The sequence below is a fragment of the Blastococcus saxobsidens genome (assembly GCF_002938435.1).
Classification (GTDB): Bacteria; Actinomycetota; Actinomycetes; order Mycobacteriales; family Geodermatophilaceae; genus Blastococcus; species Blastococcus saxobsidens.
The window spans coordinates 94726-113072 of sequence record NZ_POQT01000011.1 but is presented as its reverse complement, the minus strand read 5'-3'; the positions used below and the strand labels follow the sequence as shown (position 1 = coordinate 113072).

The following is an 18347-nucleotide window of genomic DNA, read 5'->3' as shown; positions in this document are numbered from 1 at the left end:
AAGTCCAGGGATCTCGCCTACGTCGCCCTCTTCGCCGCGATCGTCGCGGTGCTGGGTCTGCTGCCGCCGGTGAACGTGCCCGGCTTCCCCGTGCCGATCACGGCACAGACCCTCGGGGGTCACGCCGGGACGCGCAGCAGCGGCCTGGCGCAGCGCCAGGGCCTCCCGGAGCGCCTGGGCCTCCGCCGGGGTCAGGGGCGGTCGGCCCGTGGCACGTCCGCCGCCGGTGGCGCGGGGGGCCGGGGCGGTGCGCGGTGAGGAGGCGGCGCGGGGTGAGGAGGCGGCGCGGGTGGAGGCCGAGCTGCGGGAACGGGTCCGGCCGGTCGTCGTGGCGCGCGCGGGCGTACGCGTTGCAGGCACTGCGGCGTCCCCCGGGCGTCGTCGTCGTTACGGATGGGGCTCCTGGTGCGGGTGGGCACAGGAGCCGTCGACCATCCATCGACACGCCGGGGGAGGTGCTTGAATTCGTCCCGGAACGGGTTCACCCGTTCGGGGTGGGATGAACCTCGGGTGAGGCGGGGGGCCCCGGATCAGGGCGCCCACCAGGCGCCGTGCCGCTCGACGAGGGGGATGCGCAGCTCCGCGCCGTCCTCGGTCGAGACGACGAACTCGAGCTTGGTGATCCGCACCGGTGGTCCGTCGCCGTCGGGCTCCAGGAGCTGGCCGGTCGCCAAGGGCATGGGCGGCAGGGCGAGGAAGTCCTCGCCGGGGAGCTCGGCCATGCGCGGTCCTCTCGAATGCAGGGGCGCATCCACCGTAGGGACCGCACCGGGGTATGCAACGGGCCGGGTGACCCCGGAGGGTCACCCGGCCCGGTGGCGGGTCGGTCAGCGCTCGCTGATCGGCACGTAGCCCCGTTCGGTCGCGCCGGTGTACAGCTGGCGCGGGCGACCGATCTTGGTGGTCGGGTCGGCGATCATCTCGCGCCACTGGGCGATCCAGCCGGGCAGCCGGCCCAGCGCGAAGAGGACGGTGAACATCCGGGTCGGGAAGCCCATCGCCTGGTAGATCAGCCCGGTGTAGAAGTCCACGTTCGGGTAGAGCTTCCGCTCGACGAAGTAGTCGTCCTCCAGCGCGAGCTGCTCGAGCTGGCGGGCCAGGTCGAGCAGCTCGTTGCTGCCGCCCAGCTTGTCCAGCACGGTGTCGGCGGTCTGCTTCACGATGGCCGCGCGCGGGTCGTAGTTCTTGTAGACCCGGTGACCGAAGCCCATCAGCTTGACCCCGGGCTCCTTGTTCTTCACCCGGGCGACGAAGGACGGGATGTCGCCGCCGTCGCGCCGGATGGCCTCCAGCATCTCCAGCACCGACTGGTTGGCGCCGCCGTGCAGCGGGCCGAACAGCGCGTTGATGCCGGCCGAGACCGAGGCGAAGAGGTTGGCGTGCGAGGAGCCCACCAGCCGCACCGTCGACGTCGAGCAGTTCTGCTCGTGGTCGGCGTGCAGGACGAACAGCATGTCCAGGGCCTTCACCAGGTCCGGGTCCATGTCGTAGGGCTCGGCCGGGAAGCCGAACGTCATCCGCAGGAAGTTCTCGACCAGGCCGTAGGAGTTGTCCGGGTAGAGGAACGGCTGCCCGACCGACTTCTTGTACGCGTAGGCCGCGATCGTCGGGACCTTGGCCAGCAGGCGCAGGGTGGAGATCTCCACCTGCTCCTCGTCGAACGGGTCCAGCGAGTCCTGGTAGAAGGTCGACAGCGCGCTGACCGCCGAGGAGAGCACCGGCATGGGGTGCGCGTCCCGGGGAAAGCCGTTGAAGAACTGCTTGAGGTCCTCGTGCAGGAGCGTGTGCCGGCGCAGCTTGCCGTCGAACTCGGCGAGCTGGTCGGCCGTGGGCAGCTCGCCGTGGATCAGCAGGTAGGTGACCTCGAGGAAGCTGGACTTCCCGGCCAGCTGGTCGATCGGGTACCCGCGGTAGCGCAGGATGCCGGCGTCGCCGTCGATGTAGGTGATCGCCGACGTGCAGGACGCGGTGTTGACGAAGCCGATGTCCAGGGCGACCGTGCCGGTCGTGGCCAGCAGCTTGCTGGTGTCGAGGCCATCGGCTCCTTCGGTCCCGCGCTTGACGGCCAGGGGAAGTTCGCCACCGGGGTAGCGGAGGGTGACGTCTGAGGTGCTCGAAGTCTCGGTCATCAACTCAGCACGCTACCCAGTTCTCGGGCCGTGGGCACGGGCGCCTGCACGGGCATCGGCTCGGGTGCTGCGGGAGGGGTCCAGCACGGCGAGGCCAGCAGCACGGTCAACCGGTCCAGCGCCTCGGGCACCGGGCGCAGCTCCCCGGCAAGTCGCGGGCCGCCGTCCTGCGGTGAGGGCGGGCCCACGCTGATGTCCCCGCACGTCTCCGGGGTCTGCCCGATGTCCGCCAGCAGGGCGCCGATGGTGGCGCCGCTGATCGTCCCGTGGGCGTCGTCGGCGGCGACGAAGGGCAGGCTGACCGCCAGCCGGGGGTGGGCCCCGGCCAGCTCGAGGAGCCGCATGGTCCACTCGGGGTGCTGCTCCCAGCCGGCGGCCGCCTGCACGGTGAGCTTCGGGCCGGCATCCCGGTTGCACACGGCGAACACGTCGGCGAGCAGGCCGTCGTCGAAGAGCTCGCCCAGCGGCCCCCCCGACGCCTCCGCCGGCGGGCTCTGCGTCTGGGTCGGCGTGTAGCCGAGGAGGAAGGCCCCGTAGGTCCGGTCCTCGACGGCCGCGGGTGCGTCGTCGATGTCGCAGGCGGGCAGGGCGCGCGCCTGGCCGTAGAGCCGCTCCATCGCGGCGAGCCACTCCGGCCCGTCGTGCGCCCGGCGCACGGACTCCCGGGCCGCTGCTCCGTCCCGGGCACGGACCGCCGGGTCGTCCACCAGGCGTCGCAGCGCCACGGCGTACTGCTCGCGGGTGCGGACGCGGGGCAGGCCAGCCATCCCGGGGGAGTCCGCCTGGAAGATGTGCGCGGCGGAGTCCTCGGGGATGTCCTCGATGGTGAGTACCGGCAGCCCCAGCAGGGCCGCCTCCAGCACCGACGTGACCGCGCGGGTCGGGTAGCTGTCCAGGTAGATGTCGGCCAGCGCGTAGTAGGGCCCCGGGTCGGGCACCTGCCCGGTCGGGAAGACCCGGCCCGGGTGGCGCTTGGCCAGGCGCTCCCACACCCCGGTGGCCGGCGGGCCGACGAGCACCACGGCGAGCCGGGGCGACATGGCCAGCGCCCGGTCCAGCAGCTGGTCCATCCCGCGTCCCCACGTCGCGGCGATCTTGTGTTCTGCGGAGACCGCCACGGCGATCACCGCGTCGGGCCGGATGCCCAGACCGGCGCGCAGCTCCGCCGGGTTCACCGGCGACGGCGGGGTCTCCAGTGGTAGCGGCAGGATGCCCACCCGCTCCGGGGCGACGCCGCGGAGCGAGCGGGTCAGCCGGCTGGCCGCGGGGCGGAGGTCGCAGACCAGGTCGGCCGCCCCGACGCCGAGCCAGTAAGCGTGGTCGGCGTGGTTCTCGTAGATGGCCGGCGGCCGCGGCCCCGGCAGGTTGACTGCGGCGAGCGCGACCGCGTCGTTGGGGTGCACGTGCAGGACGACCAGGTCGGCGCGGTCCATCAGAGCGCGCAGCGCGGTGACCCGTGACGTGAGGTCCGAGGTGGTCGCCCGGAGGTCGTGCAGTCGGCCGCCCCGCGACAGCGTCACCTCGACGAGGGTGTCGGGGACCGGCACGTACTGGTTGGTGAGGACGACGTCGGAGGCCCGCGGGTCGCGGTCCATCCAGCGCCACGCCAGCCGGGTGTGGCCGCCGGTCCCGTAGGCCTCGGTGAGGACGTGCAGCACCCGGCCCGTGTCCCGTCCTCCGTCCACGGTCGGAGGCGTGGCACCACGCACGGCGTGGACCACCAGCCGCTCGAGTTCGGGATCGCTGAGCAGCCCGGTCGGCGCCTGCCACCCGTACGACGCGGCCATGGTCGCGGTCCGCAGGACCCGCTCGACGTCGCCGCGCGCCGCGTGCGTGCGCACCAGTTCGACGAGCCGGTCGTAGGTCCGCCGGTTGTCGTCGAGGACCTGGTGGGTGTGGGCAGGGGGGCGGTGCACGATGGGCCTCCAGCTACTCGGCCGGGCGCACGCCCGGGTCCGGGGTCGTCATCGGCGGACGGGCCGGAGGGCGTGACCGCTGTCGCCCCCGGCCCAGGACCCGGCGCGCACCTCGGCGAGGTACTCGTCGTGGTCGCGGATGTAGTCGTCGGGGTCGTACGGATCGAAGGCCAGGACCACCAGCACGGCGTCGGCCGTGCAGCGGTACTGCGTCCCCCAGATCATCGGGGCCATGTGCAGGCCGATGTCAGGCCGGTCGAGGACCAACTCCTGGCGCCGCGCTCTGAGGCGGGGAAACGCCGACGGTGCCGGTGCCGGGGGAGGACGGTGCGGCCGGGTTAGCGTCCCGGCTCAGTGCCAGGGCGCTGAGTGCCGCGTCTGGTTGCGGTGGTTGGAATCCTGGTTCGCGGCACCGGCCTGCCTGCCGGCAGCGGCTTGACATAGGAGCAACCCATGAGTCTGACCGTCGTGCTCGTGGCCGACACCCGGGCCAGTGCGGTGGAGGCGTCCCTGCACGCGCTGGTGCCCGCCGTCGAGCAGGCCGAGGCGGCTCTCGGCGCCGAGGTCGAGGTGCTCGTCATCGACAGCTCCGGGCGCACCGACGTCGCGGCGTTCCTCCGCACCGTGGACGGTGCTCGCGTCGTGCCCGCCGAGGGCGTGGACCGCGCGGGCGCCCTGAGCCTCGCGCTGTCCGGGACCACCGCCGACGTGGTGTGGTTCGGGGGCACCGAGGCGTGCGCCGCCCCCACCGCGCTCGCTGCCATGGTGCAGGTCGCGCTGCGCGTCGGAGGTCTGGTGGTGGCCTCGCCCGACGACCCCGCCCCCCACGTCGCCGCGCCGGCCGACCTCCTCCGCCGCCTGTGGGCGAGCGCCGGGGAGGGCGCCGATCCGGCCCCGGAGCTGGTCCGCCGGGCGCGCGCCGAGGAGGTCCCCGTGATCCCCGCCCCCGCCGCGGGGCTGGTGCGCGAGCGCGTCCGCCGGCCGCTGCAGGAGGCCGGCGCGGTCACCGGGCCGGGCACCTACGCCGGGAAGAATTTCGTGCTGCAGACCTACACGCCGCTGGACCGGGTGGAGATGGGCGCGTACTGCTCGATCGCCGACCAGGTCAGCATCGTGCTGCCCGGGGGCCGGCTGTACGACGAGGAGGGCGCCGAGCTGCAGCTGACGCTGCGGGGCCACCACCGGGAGCAGACGGCGTCCACGTTCCCGATCAGCATCCTCGTGCCGGACGAGCCGTACGACCTGCCGCCGCCCGGTGCCGTGGGCGAGCGGCTGGTCATCGGCGACGACGTCTGGATCGGCTACGGCGCCACGGTTCTCGGCGAGGTCACCGTGGGCACCGGCTCCATCGTCGGCAGCCGGGCCCTCGTGGTCAACGACGTCCCCCCCTACTCGGTCGTCGGCGGGGTGCCGGCGCGCGTGCTGCGCAAGCGGTTCGAGGACGACGTCGTCGAGCGCCTGATGCGGGTCCGCTGGTGGGACTGGCCGGAGGTCGCGGTGCACGGCGCACACCTCTGGTTCCTCCGGCCGGTGGCCGAGTTCCTCGACCACTTCGACCCGGGCTCGGTCGGCGGAGCGGGGAGCACTCCGCCGAGCTGAGCCCGGGCCGCACGGTGCTCGAGGCTCAGGGGTGGGTCATGGAGAGGACGTCGAGCGCCTCGTCGAGCTGCTGCTCGGTGAGCTTGCCCTCCTGGACGTAGCCACGCTCGACCACGACCTCGCGGATCGTCTTCTGCTCGGCCAGCGACTGCTTGGCGACCTTCGCCGCCTCCTCGTAGCCGATGTACTTGTTGAGCGGCGTGACGATCGAGGGCGAGGACTCGGCGTAGGTGCGGCACTGCTCGACGTTGGCCACGACGCCGTCGACGCAGCGGTCGGCCAGCAGCCGGCTGACGTTGGCCAGCAGGCGGATCGACTCCAGCACGTTGCGGGCCATGAGCGGCAGCGTCACGTTGAGCTCGAAGACGCCGGTGGTGCCGGCGTAGGTGACCGCGGCGTCGTTGCCGATGACCTGGGCGCCCACCTGGATGACCGCCTCGGGGATCACCGGGTTCACCTTGCCCGGCATGATCGAGCTGCCCGGCTGCAGGTCGGGCAGCTGGATCTCGCCCAGCCCGGTGCGCGGGCCCGAGCCCATCCAGCGCAGGTCGTTGGCGATCTTGACCAGGCCGACGGCGATGGTCTTGAGCTGGCCGGAACCCTCCACCAGGGCGTCCCGGGAGCTCTGCGCCTCGAAGTGGTCGCGGGCCTCGGTCAGCGGCAGCTCCAGCTGGGCGGCCAGCTTCTCGATGATGGCGGCGGCGAACCCGGGCGGGGTGTTGATGCCGGTGCCGACCGCCGTGCCGCCCAGCGGCAGCTCGCCGATGCGGGGGAGGGAGGCCTCCAGGCGCTCCACGCCGTAGCGGACGGCGGCGGCGTACCCGCCGAACTCCTGCCCCAGGGTGACCGGGGTGGCGTCCATCAGGTGGGTGCGGCCGCTCTTGACGACGGTGGCGAACTCCTCGGCCTTGCGCGACAGCGAGGCCTCGAGGTGGCGCAGCGCGGGGATGAGGGTGACCACGATGGCGCGGGTCGCGGCGATGTGGATGGCCGACGGGAAGACGTCGTTGGACGACTGCGAGGCGTTGACGTGGTCGTTGGGGTGCACCGGGGCGCCGAGGGTCTCGGTGGCCAGGGTGGCGATGACCTCGTTGGTGTTCATGTTGCTCGACGTGCCCGAGCCGGTCTGGAAGACGTCGATCGGGAAGTGCTCGTCGAACTCACCGGTGGCGACCCGGGCCGCGGCCTCGGTGACGGCGTCGGCGATCGACCGGTCCAGCACGCCGAGATCGGCGTTGACGGTGGCCGCCGCCCCCTTGATCGCCGCCAGGGCACCGATCAGCTCCCGCTCGATCGGGGTGCCGGAGATCGGAAAGTTCTCCACGGCGCGCTGGGTCTGCGCCCGCCACTTGGCCCAGGAGGGAACTCGGACCTCCCCCATGGAGTCGTGCTCGATGCGGAAGTCCCCGCCGTCCTGCGCTGCGCCGTTCTGCTGGGCCACGCTGTGCTCCCGGTGGTGTGGATGGTGACAGTGCTCCGCACGGGACCCTAGACACCCGTGGGAGAGGAGTCGGTCCCGCCCCGCGTGCGGTACGCCGAGGAGGACGTCGAGCGCCGGTGGCGCCCGGTCGATCCACGTGCCCTCGCGGCACGAGCCCCGAGGAGGGCCCCATGTCCCAGCCGCAGAGCCCTGACGGCACCACCTCCCCCCAGGGGCAGCCGGCCCCTGGCTGGCCGGCCCCGGACGCCTCCTGGCCCGCACCGGGCGGTCAGCCCACCCCCGACTGGGCGGCCACCACCCCCGCCTGGGGACCGACCGCTGCTGCGCCCGCCACCGCGCCGCCGGCCTCCGCGGATCAGGCCGGTCGCGGCCGCTGGGTGCTCGCCGGGACGGCGCTGGCCGGGGTGGCCGCCGGCGCGGTGGGGGCCACCCTGCTGGTGAGCGCGGTCTTCATCGGCAGTGCCGAGGACATCGGCCGGGCGATGGCCGAGGAGATGGCGCCGGCGATCACCGAGGGCGTGCGCGACGGCATGGTCGAGGGCAACCAGGAGTCGATGGATGCGCTGATGGGCGGGATGCTGGGCGAGGAGGGCATGGGCTGGTACGCCGGCGGCCCGATGGAGGACGTAGAGCAGTTCCCGCCGGTCGAGCCGGAGGACCTCGGGCCCGACCCGGCGCTCGACGGCTACGCCCAGAGCTGCTTCGAGGGCGAGCTGCAGGCGTGCGACGACCTGATGTACGAGTCGCCGCCCCTGTCGGCCTACGAGGAGTACGCCAGCACGTGCGGCGGCCGGGTCAAGGAGTTCACGGTGCCGGCCTGCACCGAGCTGGAGTGACGTGGTCCCACGGCTGACGACGACGGGGGCCGGGCCACGGCGGCCGGGCCCCCTGTCGTGCTGCCCGGGTCAGTCCTCCGTGTCGTTCCGGTCGAACGGCACCGCGGAGTAGGCCCGCAGCTTCTCCAGCGAGTGCAGGCTGTCGATCGAGCGGATGGTGCCCGACCGCGAGCGCATGACCAGCGACTGGGTGGTGCAGCCGCCGGCGCTGTACCGGACGCCGCGGAGCAGTTCCCCGTCGGTGATGCCGGTGGCGACGAAGAAGACGTCACCGCGGACCAGGTCGTCGATGTGCAGCACCCGGTCGAGGTCGTGGCCGGCGTCGAGGGCCTTCTGCCGCTCGTCGTCGTCCTTGGGCCAGAGCCGGCCCTGCAGCGCGCCGCCCATGCACTTGAGCGCGCAGGCGGCGATGATCCCCTCCGGGGTGCCGCCGATGCCCAGCAGCAGGTCGACCCCGGTGCCCTCGCGGGCCGCGGCGATTGCGCCGGCGACGTCGCCGTCGGTGATGAACTTGATGCGGGCGCCGGCCTCGCGGACCTCGTGCACGAGCTGCTCGTGCCGCGGGCGGTCGAGGATGCAGACGGTGACGTCCCCGACGGAGCCCTTCTTCGCCTTGGCGATGCGACGGATGTTCTCGGCGACCGGGACGGTGATGTCGACGACGTCGGCCGCGGCGGGGCCGGTGGCCAGCTTCTCCATGTAGAAGACCGCCGACGGGTCGTACATGGCGCCGCGCTCGGCCACCGCCATGACGGCGATGGCGTTCGGCATGCCCTTGGCCATCAGCGTGGTGCCGTCGATGGGGTCGACGGCGACGTCGCACTCCGGGCCGTGGCCGTCGCCGACCTGCTCACCGTTGTAGAGCATGGGCGCCTCGTCCTTCTCGCCCTCGCCGATGACCACGACGCCGTTCATGCTCACCGTGCCGATGAGCGCACGCATGGCGTCGACGGCGGCGCCGTCGCCACCGTTCTTGTCGCCGCGGCCGACCCAGCGACCGGCCGCCATGGCGGCGGCCTCGGTGACCCGCACCAGTTCCAGCGCCAGGTTGCGGTCGGGGGCGGGCCGGTCGGCGCTGAAGCCGTGACCGGCGGTCGTGGACGGGAGAGGGCTTTCGGGGACGGGCAGCGACACGGGTCCTCCAGGAGTTGGACCCTGTCCTTCCCCACCCTTCACGTGCACAGGGCAGGGCCCGGGACGGGGCCATGGGCGGTGAAGCCGGAGAGATTGCCTGCGATCCTAGGGGCATGACCGGAATCGGCCCGACGAGCCAGCGTCCCCAGCTCCCCGACGAGGCGGCCGGGAGCGACCAGCTCCCGCCGGCGCCCTCGGCGGTGGAGCGGGCCAACCGGCTGAGCGCGGCGAACATGCTGCGGTCGCTGCTGCCGCTCGTGCTGATCTGCCTGGCCGTCGTGGGATGGGCGGCCTTCCGGCAGAACTCCGTCGACCCGGTGCGCGAGATCGACCCCACGAGCACGATCCGTGCGGCCGACGCCCGGGCCGGCTACACCCTGCTGGTGCCGACCGGGTTGGACGAGGGCTACCGGCCCACCAGTGCCAGCACCGACGTCGGCTCCACGCCGGAGGGCGGCCCGGTGGCGCTGGAGATCGGTTACGTGACCCCGTCGGAGGCGTACGCCGGGTTCGTCGTCAGCGACTTCGCCGACGCCGACCCGGTGGTGGAGGTGCTCGAGGGGGCCACCGAGGAGGGCAGCGTCGTGCTCGGGGGCGAGGAGTGGACCAGGTCGACCACCGGACGCGGCGAGACGGCGCTGTCGCGGGTCGCCGACGGGGTGACCGTGGTCGTCAGCGGATCGGCGCCCGACGAGGAGCTGGAGACCGTCGCGGCCGCGGTGCGTCCCTACTCCGGCTGATCGGTGGGCGTGGCGGCGGCCAGCCGCTCGCGGGCGCGGTCGAGCCAGTGCTGGCACAGTGTGGCCAGCTCCTCACCGCGCTCCCACAGGGCGAGCGACTCCTCCAGCGTGAGCCCGCCGGCCTCCAGCCGCCGGACGACGTCGGCGAGCTCCTCCCGCGCCTGCTCGTAGGTGGTGGTCGGTTCCGGGGCGCGCTCGTCGGGGCTGCTCATGCGGGGTCCTCCTGGTCGGTGCTGCGGTCGACGCGGACGGGGAGCCGGCCACCGGCGACGCGGACGCGCAGCGGCTCGTCGTCGGCCACCTCCGCGGGATCGCGCACCAGCGAGCCGTCGGCCCGCTGGACGACGGCGTAGCCGCGCTCCAGCGTCGCGGCGGGGGAAAGGGCGGCCACCCGGGCGCGGGCGTGCTCGAGGTCCTGCTCGGCGGACTCCACCCGGTGGACCAGGGTGCGCCGGGCGCGGGTGCGCAGGCCGAGGACGTCGTCCTCCCGGCCGTGCAGCAGGCGCTCGGGGTCGGCGAGCGAAGGGCGGGTGCGCACGGACTCCAGCCAGCGCACCTGCTGCTCCAGCCGGGTGCCCACCAGGTGCCGGGCGCGGGCGCGCAGGCCGTCGACCAGCCGCCGCTGCTCCCCGATCTCCGGGACGATGCGGTGCGCGGCGTCGGTGGGGGTGGCTGCCCGCACGTCGGCGACGTGGTCGACCAGCGTGGTGTCGGTCTCGTGCCCGACCGCGGTGACCACCGGGGTGCGGCAGGCGGCGATGGCGCGCACCAGGCCCTCGTCGGAGAACGGCAGGAGGTCCTCCACCGAGCCGCCGCCGCGCGCGACGACGATGACCTCCACGTCGGGGTCGGCGTCCAGCCGGCGCAGCCCGTCGATCACGTTGGCCGCGGCGTTCGGTCCCTGGACGACGCAGTGGTGGGTGGTGAACCGCACGGCGGGCCACCTGCGGCGGGCGGTGACCAGCACGTCGCGCTCGGCGGCGCTGTCCCGGCCGGTGATGAGACCGACGACGCGCGGCGCGAAGGGCAGCGGGCGCTTGCGTGCCGCGTCGAACAGGCCTTCGGCGGTGAGCAGCCGGCGGATCCGCTCGATGCGGGCCAGGAGCTCACCCAGGCCGACGGCGCGGATCTCGGTCGCGCGGAGGGAGAAGGACCCGCGCGCCACGTAGTAGTCGGGGCGGGCGCGCACGATCACGCGGGCGCCCTCGGTGAGTTCCAGGCCGGGCCGCTCGGCGACGTCCCGGTGGCAGGTGACCGGCACCGAGAGGTCGGCCGCCGGGTCCCGCAGGGTCAGGAACACGGTGGCCGCACCGCTGCGACGGGACAGCTGGGCCACCTGGCCCTCGACCCACACCTCGCCCAGCCGGCCGATCCAGTCGGCCACCTTGCGGGCCACCGTCCGCACCGGCCACGGCGACTCGGGGGACGAGGGACCCGTCATTCCGTCAGCCTGTCATGGCGCCTCTGCAGGGGCCCGCGCCGAGCGTGCGAGGCGTGGGGGGCAGAGGGGTCCTCTTCCATGGCCCGAGCGTGTCAGACGGCACCGACACCGCCCCGGACGGCCCCGTCCGCGCGACCCAGGGAGGGGCCACGCGGACGGGGGTGTCGTTCAGAGGCCGCGCGGGGCCAGCGGGCTGCTCTCGACCGCCTGCTCCTCGAGCTTCTCCAGCCGGTTGCGCAGCATCCGCAGGTACGGCTCGCGGGCCTGGTCGGCCTCCTCGTAGGCGAGCAGGTCCGCCACGGTGCTCAGCGCGTACCCGCGCAGCCGGCCGCGGAGCTGGGCCACGGAGAAGGTGCCGTAGCCGTCGACCGGCTCGCCGGCGGGCGCCCCGGTGCCCGAGGTGCCGCCGGCGGTGCTGCCGTCGTCCGTGCCGGCCGCGGCGACGGGCGTGCCACCCTCGTCGACGGCCGTGTCGGTGCCGGTGGCCGTGCCGTCGGTGGCGGCGACGGTCTCGTCGGTGCCCGTGCCGTCCTGGGGGGCCTCGACCGCGGCGACGCCCTCGTCGGTGACGGCGCCCTCGACGGTCTCGATGCCGCCGTCGGGGGTGAGCACGTCGACCGTCGCGGCGCCGTCCTCTCGGGGGTCGCTGACGCCGGTGTCGCCGGACTCGAGCAGCGCCGACTCGAGGGCGTCGGCGTCCTCGGTCGCCGCCGCCTCGGCCGCGGGGGTCAGCGGGTCGGTGTCGGCGACCTCGGGCACCGCCTCGTCGATGGCGAGCTCGTCGAGCACCTCCTCGGTGCTCGGGGCGTCCTCGGTGACGGAGTCGACGGTCCGCTCGGCGGTGGCCACGGCGTCGGCGGAGTCGACCACCGCGTCGTCCACGGCGATCCCCGCGTCCGCCGCGGCGGCCAGGACGGGGGCGACGTCGTCGTCGGTGACGCGGTCGAACGCGGAGTCGCGGAAACCGGCGGTGGGCGCGGGGTCCTCGTCGTCGTCGTCGAAGGTGGCCAGGCCGGGCTCGGCGTCGCCGCGCAGGCCGGTGAACAGCTCGTCGCCGCGGGCGATCAGGCCGGCGTAGGTCTGCTGCACCTTCATGGCGTGCTGCATCGCCACGCCGATCACACGGACGGGCAGGCCCGGCAGCGTCTCGGGCAGCTTGCGTGCCTCGTCGAGAACGGTTGCCGCCAGACCGGCGGCGGCGCGGACGACCTCGGGGATCTCTCGGGACATGCGCACAGCGTGCCCCAGATGGTCAAGGCCGACACCCCGTGTGTCCTGTCCCACCCGGTGAACAGCCCTGTGCAGGGTCCCGTCGCGAGCCTGCGAGTGACGGGGGGCACAGGGTTTTTCAACTACCATGGGTGCATGGCTGATCAGCGCGGACGGGTCCTGCTGGCCGATCCCCGGGGGTACTGCGCCGGTGTGGACCGGGCGGTGATCGCGGTCGAGCGCGCCCTGGAGATCCACGGTGCGCCGGTCTACGTCCGCAAGCAGATCGTCCACAACAAGCACGTGGTGGCGACCCTCGAGCGGCGCGGCGCGATCTTCGTGGACGAGACCGACGAGGTGCCCGAGGGCGCGGTCGTCGTGTTCAGCGCGCACGGTGTCTCCCCGGCGGTGCACGAGCAGGCCGCGGCCCGCCAGCTGCGCACCATCGACGCGACCTGCCCCCTGGTGACGAAGGTGCACCAGGAGGCCAAGCGGTTCGCGCGCGACGACTTCGACATCCTGCTGATCGGCCACCGCGGCCACGAGGAGGTCGAGGGCACCTTCGGCGAGGCGCCGGAGCACATGCAGCTCGTCGACGGCCCCGAGGACGTCGCCAACGTGCAGGTGCGCGACCCGGAGAAGGTGGTGTGGTTGTCGCAGACCACGCTCTCGGTCGACGAGACGCTGGCGACGGTGGACCAGCTGAAGAACCGGTTCCCAGGGCTGCAGTCCCCGCCCAGTGACGACATCTGCTACGCCACGCAGAACCGGCAGCAGGCCGTCAAGCAGATGGCGGGGGAGTGCGACCTCGTGCTCGTCGTCGGCTCGACCAACTCGTCGAACTCGGTGCGGCTGGTCGAGGTCGCGCTCGAGGCCGGTGCGCGGGCGTCCTACCTCGTGGACTTCGCCTCGGAGATCGACGAGGCGTGGCTCGAGGGCGTCTCCACCGTCGGCGTCACCAGTGGCGCCTCGGTGCCGGAGATCCTCGTCAGCGAGGTGCTGGACTTCCTCGCCGAGCGCGGCTTCCCCGACGTCGAGACCGTGAAGGCTGCCGAGGAGCGGCTGGTCTTCGCGCTGCCGCACGAGCTGCGCCGGGCCGAGAAGGCAGCCAGGGCCGCCACCGATTGAGCGATCCCCCGCACGACGAAGCCCCGGTCCGCCTGCTGCGGACCGGGGCTTCGTCGTTGGTTCTCGGCGGGGCTCAGCGGCGGGTGGCGAGCCGGAAGAGCGCGAGGACGAGGGCCGCGGCGGTGGCGGCGGCCATGGTGGGAAAGCCCCGGACCAGCAGCGTGGCCATCGTGGGCAGGTTCAGGGTGGCCGACGGGGCCAGGCCGACGTTCACCGCGGCGACGAGGGCGAAGACCAGCGGCGGGGCGACGATCACCGAGAGCATGTCGCGGCGGCGGACCAGCAGGACGGCGGCCGCGGTGCTCGCGGTCAGGGCGACGAGGGTGATCAGACCCAGACCGGAGCCGGTGAAGGAGTCGACGGCGCAGCCGGCCAGCGTCAGCAGGAAGACCGCGACGATGGCGAGGAGGCCGCGCAGCTTGCTCTCCCGTTCGCGGGCGGGTGCGCCGACGCGGGCCACCGGTCGCTCTGCGGCACGGTCGCTCGCGCGCGGGCGGCCGGTCTCACGCGGAGCCGGCGCCGCCTGCTCGTAGCGGTCCCGGACGCGGTCGCGCTCGACGGGGCGACGTCGGTCGTCGGAGCGGCCGGGGCCGGGGACGCTGGAACGGGAACTGCGCATCGGGCGGTCCGCCGCGGCGGACGGGCGCGGGGCGCGGGCGGGGTAGGGCCGCTCCGGCCGCGCGCCGCTCTGCCAGGCGCCCGCTGTGCTCGCCGTGGCCATGGCGCACCTCCGTCCCGTTTCCCGGCTCCCCCGTCTGGTCGGCCGTTGGAACCACGGTAGCGACAGAAGTCGCCAGTCAGCCGGAGGACGGCGCCGCGTCGTCCGCTTCCACTGGTGACCCAGCGACGCGGGGCGATGGGTGTGACTCGCGGTGCGAACGAGTTGCCAACCTCCCGCAGCCTTCGGGGCCGGGCCGTCAGCCAGATGTGCCGTCGCGGTCCTCCTCCAGGGCGTCGAAGCGTGGCGGACCGAACGGCGCGTCGCGGTCGGTCGGTTCGGCGGGGCGCAAGGTGCGGACGGTCGCCTCCACCGCCGCAGGCTCCGGCACCGGTGACTCCGCCACTCCCAGGTCGTCGAACCGGCGGGCGGCGGTCAGCACCGAGCGCTCGTAGGAGCCGACCGTCTCGTTGTAGCGGGTGAGCGTGGTCGACAGCGCCGAGCCGAGGCGGGTGAGGTGCCCGGACAGGGTGCTGAGCCGGGCGTGCAGCCGCCGGCCGACCTCCAGCACCTGGTCGGCGTCGCGGGCCAGGCGCTCCTGCCGCCACGAGTAGGCGACCGTGCGCAGCAGGGCGAGCAGGGTGCTGGGCGTGGCCAGCACGACGTCGCGGGCGAAGCCGTACTCCAGCAACCCCGGCTCGGCCTCCAGGGCGGTGGTGAGGAAGCCGTCGGAGGGGACGAACAGGACGGTGAACGGCGCGGCCGGCCGGAAGGCGGTGGGGTAGCGGCGGGCGGAGAGCTGGTCGACGTGCGCGCGCAGCTGCCGGGCGTGGGTCGTGACCCGCTCCGCCCGCACCGCGCGGTCCTCGGCCTGCACCGCCTCGATGTAGCCGGTGAAGGGCACCTTCGCGTCGACGACCACCTGCCGGCCGTCGGCCAGGGTGACCACCAGGTCGGGGCGGACGCCGGCGCCCTCGTCGTTGGTGCCGGACGGTTGCTCCACGAAGTCGCAGTGCTCGAGCAGGCCGGCCACCTCCACGACCCGGCGCAGCTGCACCTCTCCCCAGCGGCCGCGCACGTGGGGCGTGCGCAGCGCGGTGACCAGGGCCGCCGTCTCGTGCTTGAGCTGCGCCGAGGCCTGGCCGACGGTGCCCATCTGCTCACGGAGCTCGCCGTGCGCGGTGGCCCGGGCGCGCTCCATGCCGGCGAGCAGCCGGTGCAGGTGGTCCAGCGACTCGTGCACCGGTTCCAGCCCGGCCTCCTCCGGGCGTCGACGGGCCAGCAGCATGACCACGCCCAGGGTGACGGCGGTGGCCAGCAGCGCACCGAGGAGGAGCCCGAGGAGCAGGGAAGCGGCGTCCATGTCGCGGAGACTGCCGGATGCGTCCGACAGTTCCGTGGAGGTCGGGCCGCTGCGATCAGGCCGGAACGGGAGCGTGCTCCGACTCGTGGTCGAGCAACCAGCGCTTCACCGGTGTTCCCCAGCGGAAGCCGCCCAGCCCGCCGTCGGAGCCGAGCACGCGGTGGCAGGGCACGAACAGCGCGGCGGCGTTGCGCGCGCAGGCGTTCGCCGCGGCCCGCACGGCGGCGGGCCGTCCGCAGCGGACGGCGAAGGCGGCGTAGGTGTCGGGCCGGCCGGCGGGCACCGTCCGCAGCACCTGCCAGGCCTCCTCGAGGAACGGTCCCGAGCGCTGGGCCACGGGCACGTCGTCGATCGCCGTGACGTCGCCGGCAACGAAGGCCTCCACCGCAGAGAGGACGGGCAGCCACGGGTCCTCGTCGGCGCCGCCGGGCCGCAGTGCGCGGTGGATGACGGGGAAGAGCTCACCGAGGTCCGCCGTCCACCCGCTGGCGAGGACGACGTCGCGGCCGGCGGGGTCCTCGCCGACGACCACGGTGAACGGGCCCGGGGGCGTGGACACGGTGGCGTACCGGACGCGCGGGGCGCCGGCGTCGAGCAGGGCGATCATCACGCGCTCCTGGACAGGTCGGGGGCGGAGGGAAGGGCGGGGCGGGTGAAGAGGGAAGGCACGGCCAGCGCCCACAGGTGCATGACGGCGTAGGAGCTCCACGGCCGCCAGCGGGTGGCTGCGTCGGTGTCGCTGCTGCCGAGCGCCGCCAGCGACTTCCGCAGGGCGAGGTCGCCGGGCAGCCAGACGTCTGGGTCGGCGAGGCCGCGCAGGCCCACGAGGGCGGCGGTCCAGGGGCCGATGCCGGGCACCGCGCGCAGCGCCCGTTCCGCCTCCGCCCGCTCCGCGCCGGGACCGAGCGCGACCGCGCCGTCGGCCAGCGCGGTGGCCAGCGCGTGCACCGTCCGGCGGCGGGCGCCGGTGAGGCCGACGGTCGTCAGGTCGGCGTCCGCCAGCGCCCCGGGGCGGGGGAAGGCGTGCGTGAGCGTGCCCACCGGCTCGGGCAGCGGCGTGCCGGTCGCCGTCAGCAGGCGTGCGGTGAGGGTGCGGGCGCCGGCCACCGACACCTGCTGGCCCAGCACGGCCCGCACGGCGAGCTCGTCGGCGTCGGGTGCGGCGGGGACCCGGCGTCCGGGCGCGCCGGCCACCAGCGGGGCGAGCGCCGGGTCGGCCCCGAGCACGTCGTCGACGGCCGCGGGGTCGGCGTCGAGATCCAGCATCCGCCGGCACCGGCTGACGGCAACCCCGAGATCGCGCAGTTCGGTGAGCCGGAGCCGCGCGGTGATCGCGGCAGCGCCGTCGGCCGCGGGGGAGAGCTGCACGACGGCCGGGCCGTGCGGCAGGTCGAGCACCCGGGAGAACGTCGTCCCGTCCCACTCCTCGAGCCCGGGCACCGCATGCACCCCCAGGAACAGCAGCACCTCGTCGGCCGCGTACGGGGCGCGCGCCGCCAGCCGGAGCGTCAGCCAGCCGGGCTGCCCGCCGGTCGTCGCGCGCCGGCCGCGGCGCAGCTCCGTGGGGGTCAGCGCGAACACCTCGCGGACGGTGTCGTTGAACTGCCGGATGCTGGCGAAGCCGGCAGCGAAGGCGACGTCGGCCATCGGCAGGTCGGTGGTCTCGATGAGCAGCCGGGCGGTCTGGGCCCGCTGGGCGCGGGCCAGGGCCAGCGGCCCGACGCCGAGCTCACCCACGAGCAGCCGGTTCAGCTGCCGCTCGGAGTAGCCGAGGTGCGCGGCCAGGCCCGGGACGCCGGAGCGTTCGACCTCGCCGTCGGCGATCAGGCGCATGGCCCGGGCGACGACGTCGGCGCGCACGTCCCAGTCCGGAGAGCCCGGCGCGGCGTCCGGGCGGCAGCGGCGGCAGGCGCGGAAGCCTGCGCCCTGGGCGGCCGCGGAGGTGCTGAAGAACGAGACGTTGCGCGCCAGCGGCGTGCGGGCGGGGCAGGACGGCCGGCAGTAGATGCCCGTGGTGTGCACGGCGGTGAAGAACCAGCCGTCGAAGCGCGCGTCCCGGCCGGCGACGGCGCGGTAGCAGCGCTCGTGGTCCAGGGCTTCGCTCACGGGTCGATCATGCCAGTGCCGGACGACGCGTTCTGGCGGTTTTCGGACGCCGCCGTGGCGGGGGCCATGCCGCCGTCGTCGACCGGGCGGCGGACCTTGCGCCCTCGCGGGATCAGCCGAGCGAGGCCGTCATGGAGAGCCTGTCCTCCGAGACCGTCGTGCACTCGAGCGTCAGCGGGCCGGCCTCGACCGACTCACCTTCCGCGCACGTCACGGTCCGGTCGCCGACCACGACGGTGGCCTCGCCGTCCTGGACGCCCTCGTACGCCAGGCGCGTGCCGAGCACCTCGACGTCCCCGGCGTCGGGGCTCAAACTCACGGTGCAGGAGGTCCCGGAGCAGTCCACCTCCCCGTCGACGCTCTCGGCGGCCGATGCCGCGGCGGAGGTGGCCGACTCGACCCCCTCGCTCGCGCTGGGGAGGACCGATGAGCCGGTGTTCTCCTCGGTGCCGGTGCCGGTGCCGGTGCCGGTGCATGCGGCCAGCGGGACCACGAAGAGGCCGCCGGCGAGGACGATCGCTGATCTTCGGCTGTGTCTGGTACCCATGGAACCAGGCTAGGGTGATCCAGGTCACAAATGGACCGATCGAGGGCGATCGCCACACACCTGTCATCAACCCTGACCGGGGGTCCGGACGACCTCCCCG

General features: G+C 74.2%; 18 protein-coding genes and 1 pseudogene. 5 read left to right on the top strand and 14 right to left on the bottom strand.

Going from position 1 to position 18347, the window contains the following annotated elements; genetic code table 11:
• Positions 1–258: pseudogene (locus tag C5507_RS23095) on the top strand (hypothetical protein); the annotation flags it as partial.
• A gap of 272 nt (positions 259–530) precedes the next feature.
• Here C5507_RS23095 and C5507_RS09390 read toward each other — a convergent pair.
• The 4 genes from C5507_RS09390 to C5507_RS09375 all read right to left on the bottom strand — a co-directional run bounded on the left by C5507_RS09390 (position 531) and on the right by C5507_RS09375 (position 4312).
• A complete protein-coding gene (locus tag C5507_RS09390; protein WP_104528245.1) occupies positions 531–722 on the bottom strand; it encodes a hypothetical protein in 192 nt (63 codons plus the stop codon).
• Positions 723–827: 105 nt separating this feature from the next.
• A complete protein-coding gene (locus C5507_RS09385) occupies positions 828–2129 on the bottom strand; it encodes a citrate synthase (protein ID WP_104528244.1) in 1302 nt (433 codons plus the stop codon).
• On the bottom strand, positions 2129–4045 hold the full coding sequence (locus C5507_RS09380) for a glycosyltransferase family protein (RefSeq protein WP_104528243.1): 1917 nt from the start codon (positions 4043–4045) through the stop codon (positions 2129–2131). Before C5507_RS09380 ends, C5507_RS09385 begins: the two co-directional genes overlap by 1 nt.
• A 48-nt stretch (positions 4046–4093) precedes the next feature.
• Entirely contained in the window at positions 4094–4312 is a 219-nt protein-coding gene (locus tag C5507_RS09375; RefSeq protein ID WP_207225918.1) for a WxcM-like domain-containing protein, read from the bottom strand.
• A 186-nt stretch (positions 4313–4498) separates the two neighbouring features.
• Between C5507_RS09375 and C5507_RS22820 the strand changes: the two genes are divergently transcribed.
• The gene (locus tag C5507_RS22820) at positions 4499–5644 is read left to right on the top strand and encodes a CatB-related O-acetyltransferase (RefSeq protein WP_207225919.1); all 1146 of its coding nucleotides are present in this window, start codon (positions 4499–4501) and stop codon (positions 5642–5644) included.
• 25 nt (positions 5645–5669) lie between these two features.
• On the opposite strand, the gene C5507_RS09365 is transcribed toward C5507_RS22820, so the two are convergent.
• Positions 5670–7085 (bottom strand): class II fumarate hydratase, encoded by a 1416-nt coding sequence (locus tag C5507_RS09365; protein WP_104528242.1) that lies wholly within the window; start codon positions 7083–7085, stop codon positions 5670–5672.
• A 170-nt stretch (positions 7086–7255) separates the two neighbouring features.
• Between C5507_RS09365 and C5507_RS09360 the strand changes: the two genes are divergently transcribed.
• Positions 7256–7921, top strand: a complete 666-nt coding sequence (locus C5507_RS09360; protein ID WP_104528241.1) for a hypothetical protein — start codon at positions 7256–7258, stop codon at positions 7919–7921.
• 69 nt (positions 7922–7990) lie between these two features.
• On the opposite strand, the gene glpX is transcribed toward C5507_RS09360, so the two are convergent.
• Positions 7991–9055, bottom strand: a complete 1065-nt coding sequence (glpX, locus tag C5507_RS09355; protein ID WP_207225920.1) for a class II fructose-bisphosphatase — start codon at positions 9053–9055, stop codon at positions 7991–7993.
• A 113-nt stretch (positions 9056–9168) separates the two neighbouring features.
• Between glpX and C5507_RS09350 the strand changes: the two genes are divergently transcribed.
• Positions 9169–9795 carry a DUF4245 domain-containing protein gene (locus tag C5507_RS09350; RefSeq protein ID WP_104528240.1) on the top strand — a complete coding sequence of 209 codons (627 nt, stop codon included), beginning with the start codon at positions 9169–9171 and terminating at the stop codon, positions 9793–9795.
• On the opposite strand, the gene C5507_RS09345 is transcribed toward C5507_RS09350, so the two are convergent.
• The 3 genes from C5507_RS09345 to C5507_RS22205 all read right to left on the bottom strand — a co-directional run bounded on the left by C5507_RS09345 (position 9783) and on the right by C5507_RS22205 (position 12466).
• Positions 9783–10007, bottom strand: coding sequence for an exodeoxyribonuclease VII small subunit (locus C5507_RS09345; RefSeq protein WP_104528239.1), 225 nt, complete (start codon positions 10005–10007; stop codon positions 9783–9785). The two genes, C5507_RS09350 and C5507_RS09345, sit on opposite strands and share 13 nt — an antisense overlap.
• Positions 10004–11236, bottom strand: a complete 1233-nt coding sequence (xseA, locus tag C5507_RS09340) for an exodeoxyribonuclease VII large subunit (RefSeq protein ID WP_104528238.1) — start codon at positions 11234–11236, stop codon at positions 10004–10006. Before xseA ends, C5507_RS09345 begins: the two co-directional genes overlap by 4 nt.
• Positions 11237–11404: 168 nt before the next feature.
• Positions 11405–12466 (bottom strand): hypothetical protein, encoded by a 1062-nt coding sequence (locus C5507_RS22205; RefSeq protein WP_130504327.1) that lies wholly within the window; start codon positions 12464–12466, stop codon positions 11405–11407.
• 135 nt (positions 12467–12601) lie between these two features.
• Between C5507_RS22205 and C5507_RS09330 the strand changes: the two genes are divergently transcribed.
• Positions 12602–13573, top strand: a complete 972-nt coding sequence (locus C5507_RS09330; protein ID WP_104528237.1) for a 4-hydroxy-3-methylbut-2-enyl diphosphate reductase — start codon at positions 12602–12604, stop codon at positions 13571–13573.
• 73 nt (positions 13574–13646) lie between these two features.
• Here the strand turns inward: C5507_RS09330 and C5507_RS09325 are convergent, their stop codons facing one another.
• The 5 genes from C5507_RS09325 to C5507_RS09305 form a co-directional block, all read right to left on the bottom strand.
• A complete protein-coding gene (locus tag C5507_RS09325) occupies positions 13647–14192 on the bottom strand; it encodes a DUF6542 domain-containing protein (RefSeq protein WP_158657551.1) in 546 nt (181 codons plus the stop codon).
• Positions 14193–14490: 298 nt separating this feature from the next.
• Positions 14491–15594, bottom strand: a complete 1104-nt coding sequence (locus C5507_RS09320; RefSeq protein ID WP_104528235.1) for a DNA recombination protein RmuC — start codon at positions 15592–15594, stop codon at positions 14491–14493.
• A gap of 55 nt (positions 15595–15649) precedes the next feature.
• Positions 15650–16201, bottom strand: coding sequence for a methylated-DNA--[protein]-cysteine S-methyltransferase (locus tag C5507_RS09315; protein WP_104528234.1), 552 nt, complete (start codon positions 16199–16201; stop codon positions 15650–15652).
• The gene (locus tag C5507_RS09310) at positions 16201–17700 is read right to left on the bottom strand and encodes a DNA-3-methyladenine glycosylase 2 family protein (RefSeq protein WP_104528233.1); all 1500 of its coding nucleotides are present in this window, start codon (positions 17698–17700) and stop codon (positions 16201–16203) included. Before C5507_RS09310 ends, C5507_RS09315 begins: the two co-directional genes overlap by 1 nt.
• A gap of 112 nt (positions 17701–17812) precedes the next feature.
• The gene (locus tag C5507_RS09305; protein WP_130504328.1) at positions 17813–18247 is read right to left on the bottom strand and encodes a hypothetical protein; all 435 of its coding nucleotides are present in this window, start codon (positions 18245–18247) and stop codon (positions 17813–17815) included.
• Positions 18248–18347: the final 100 nt, after the last annotated feature.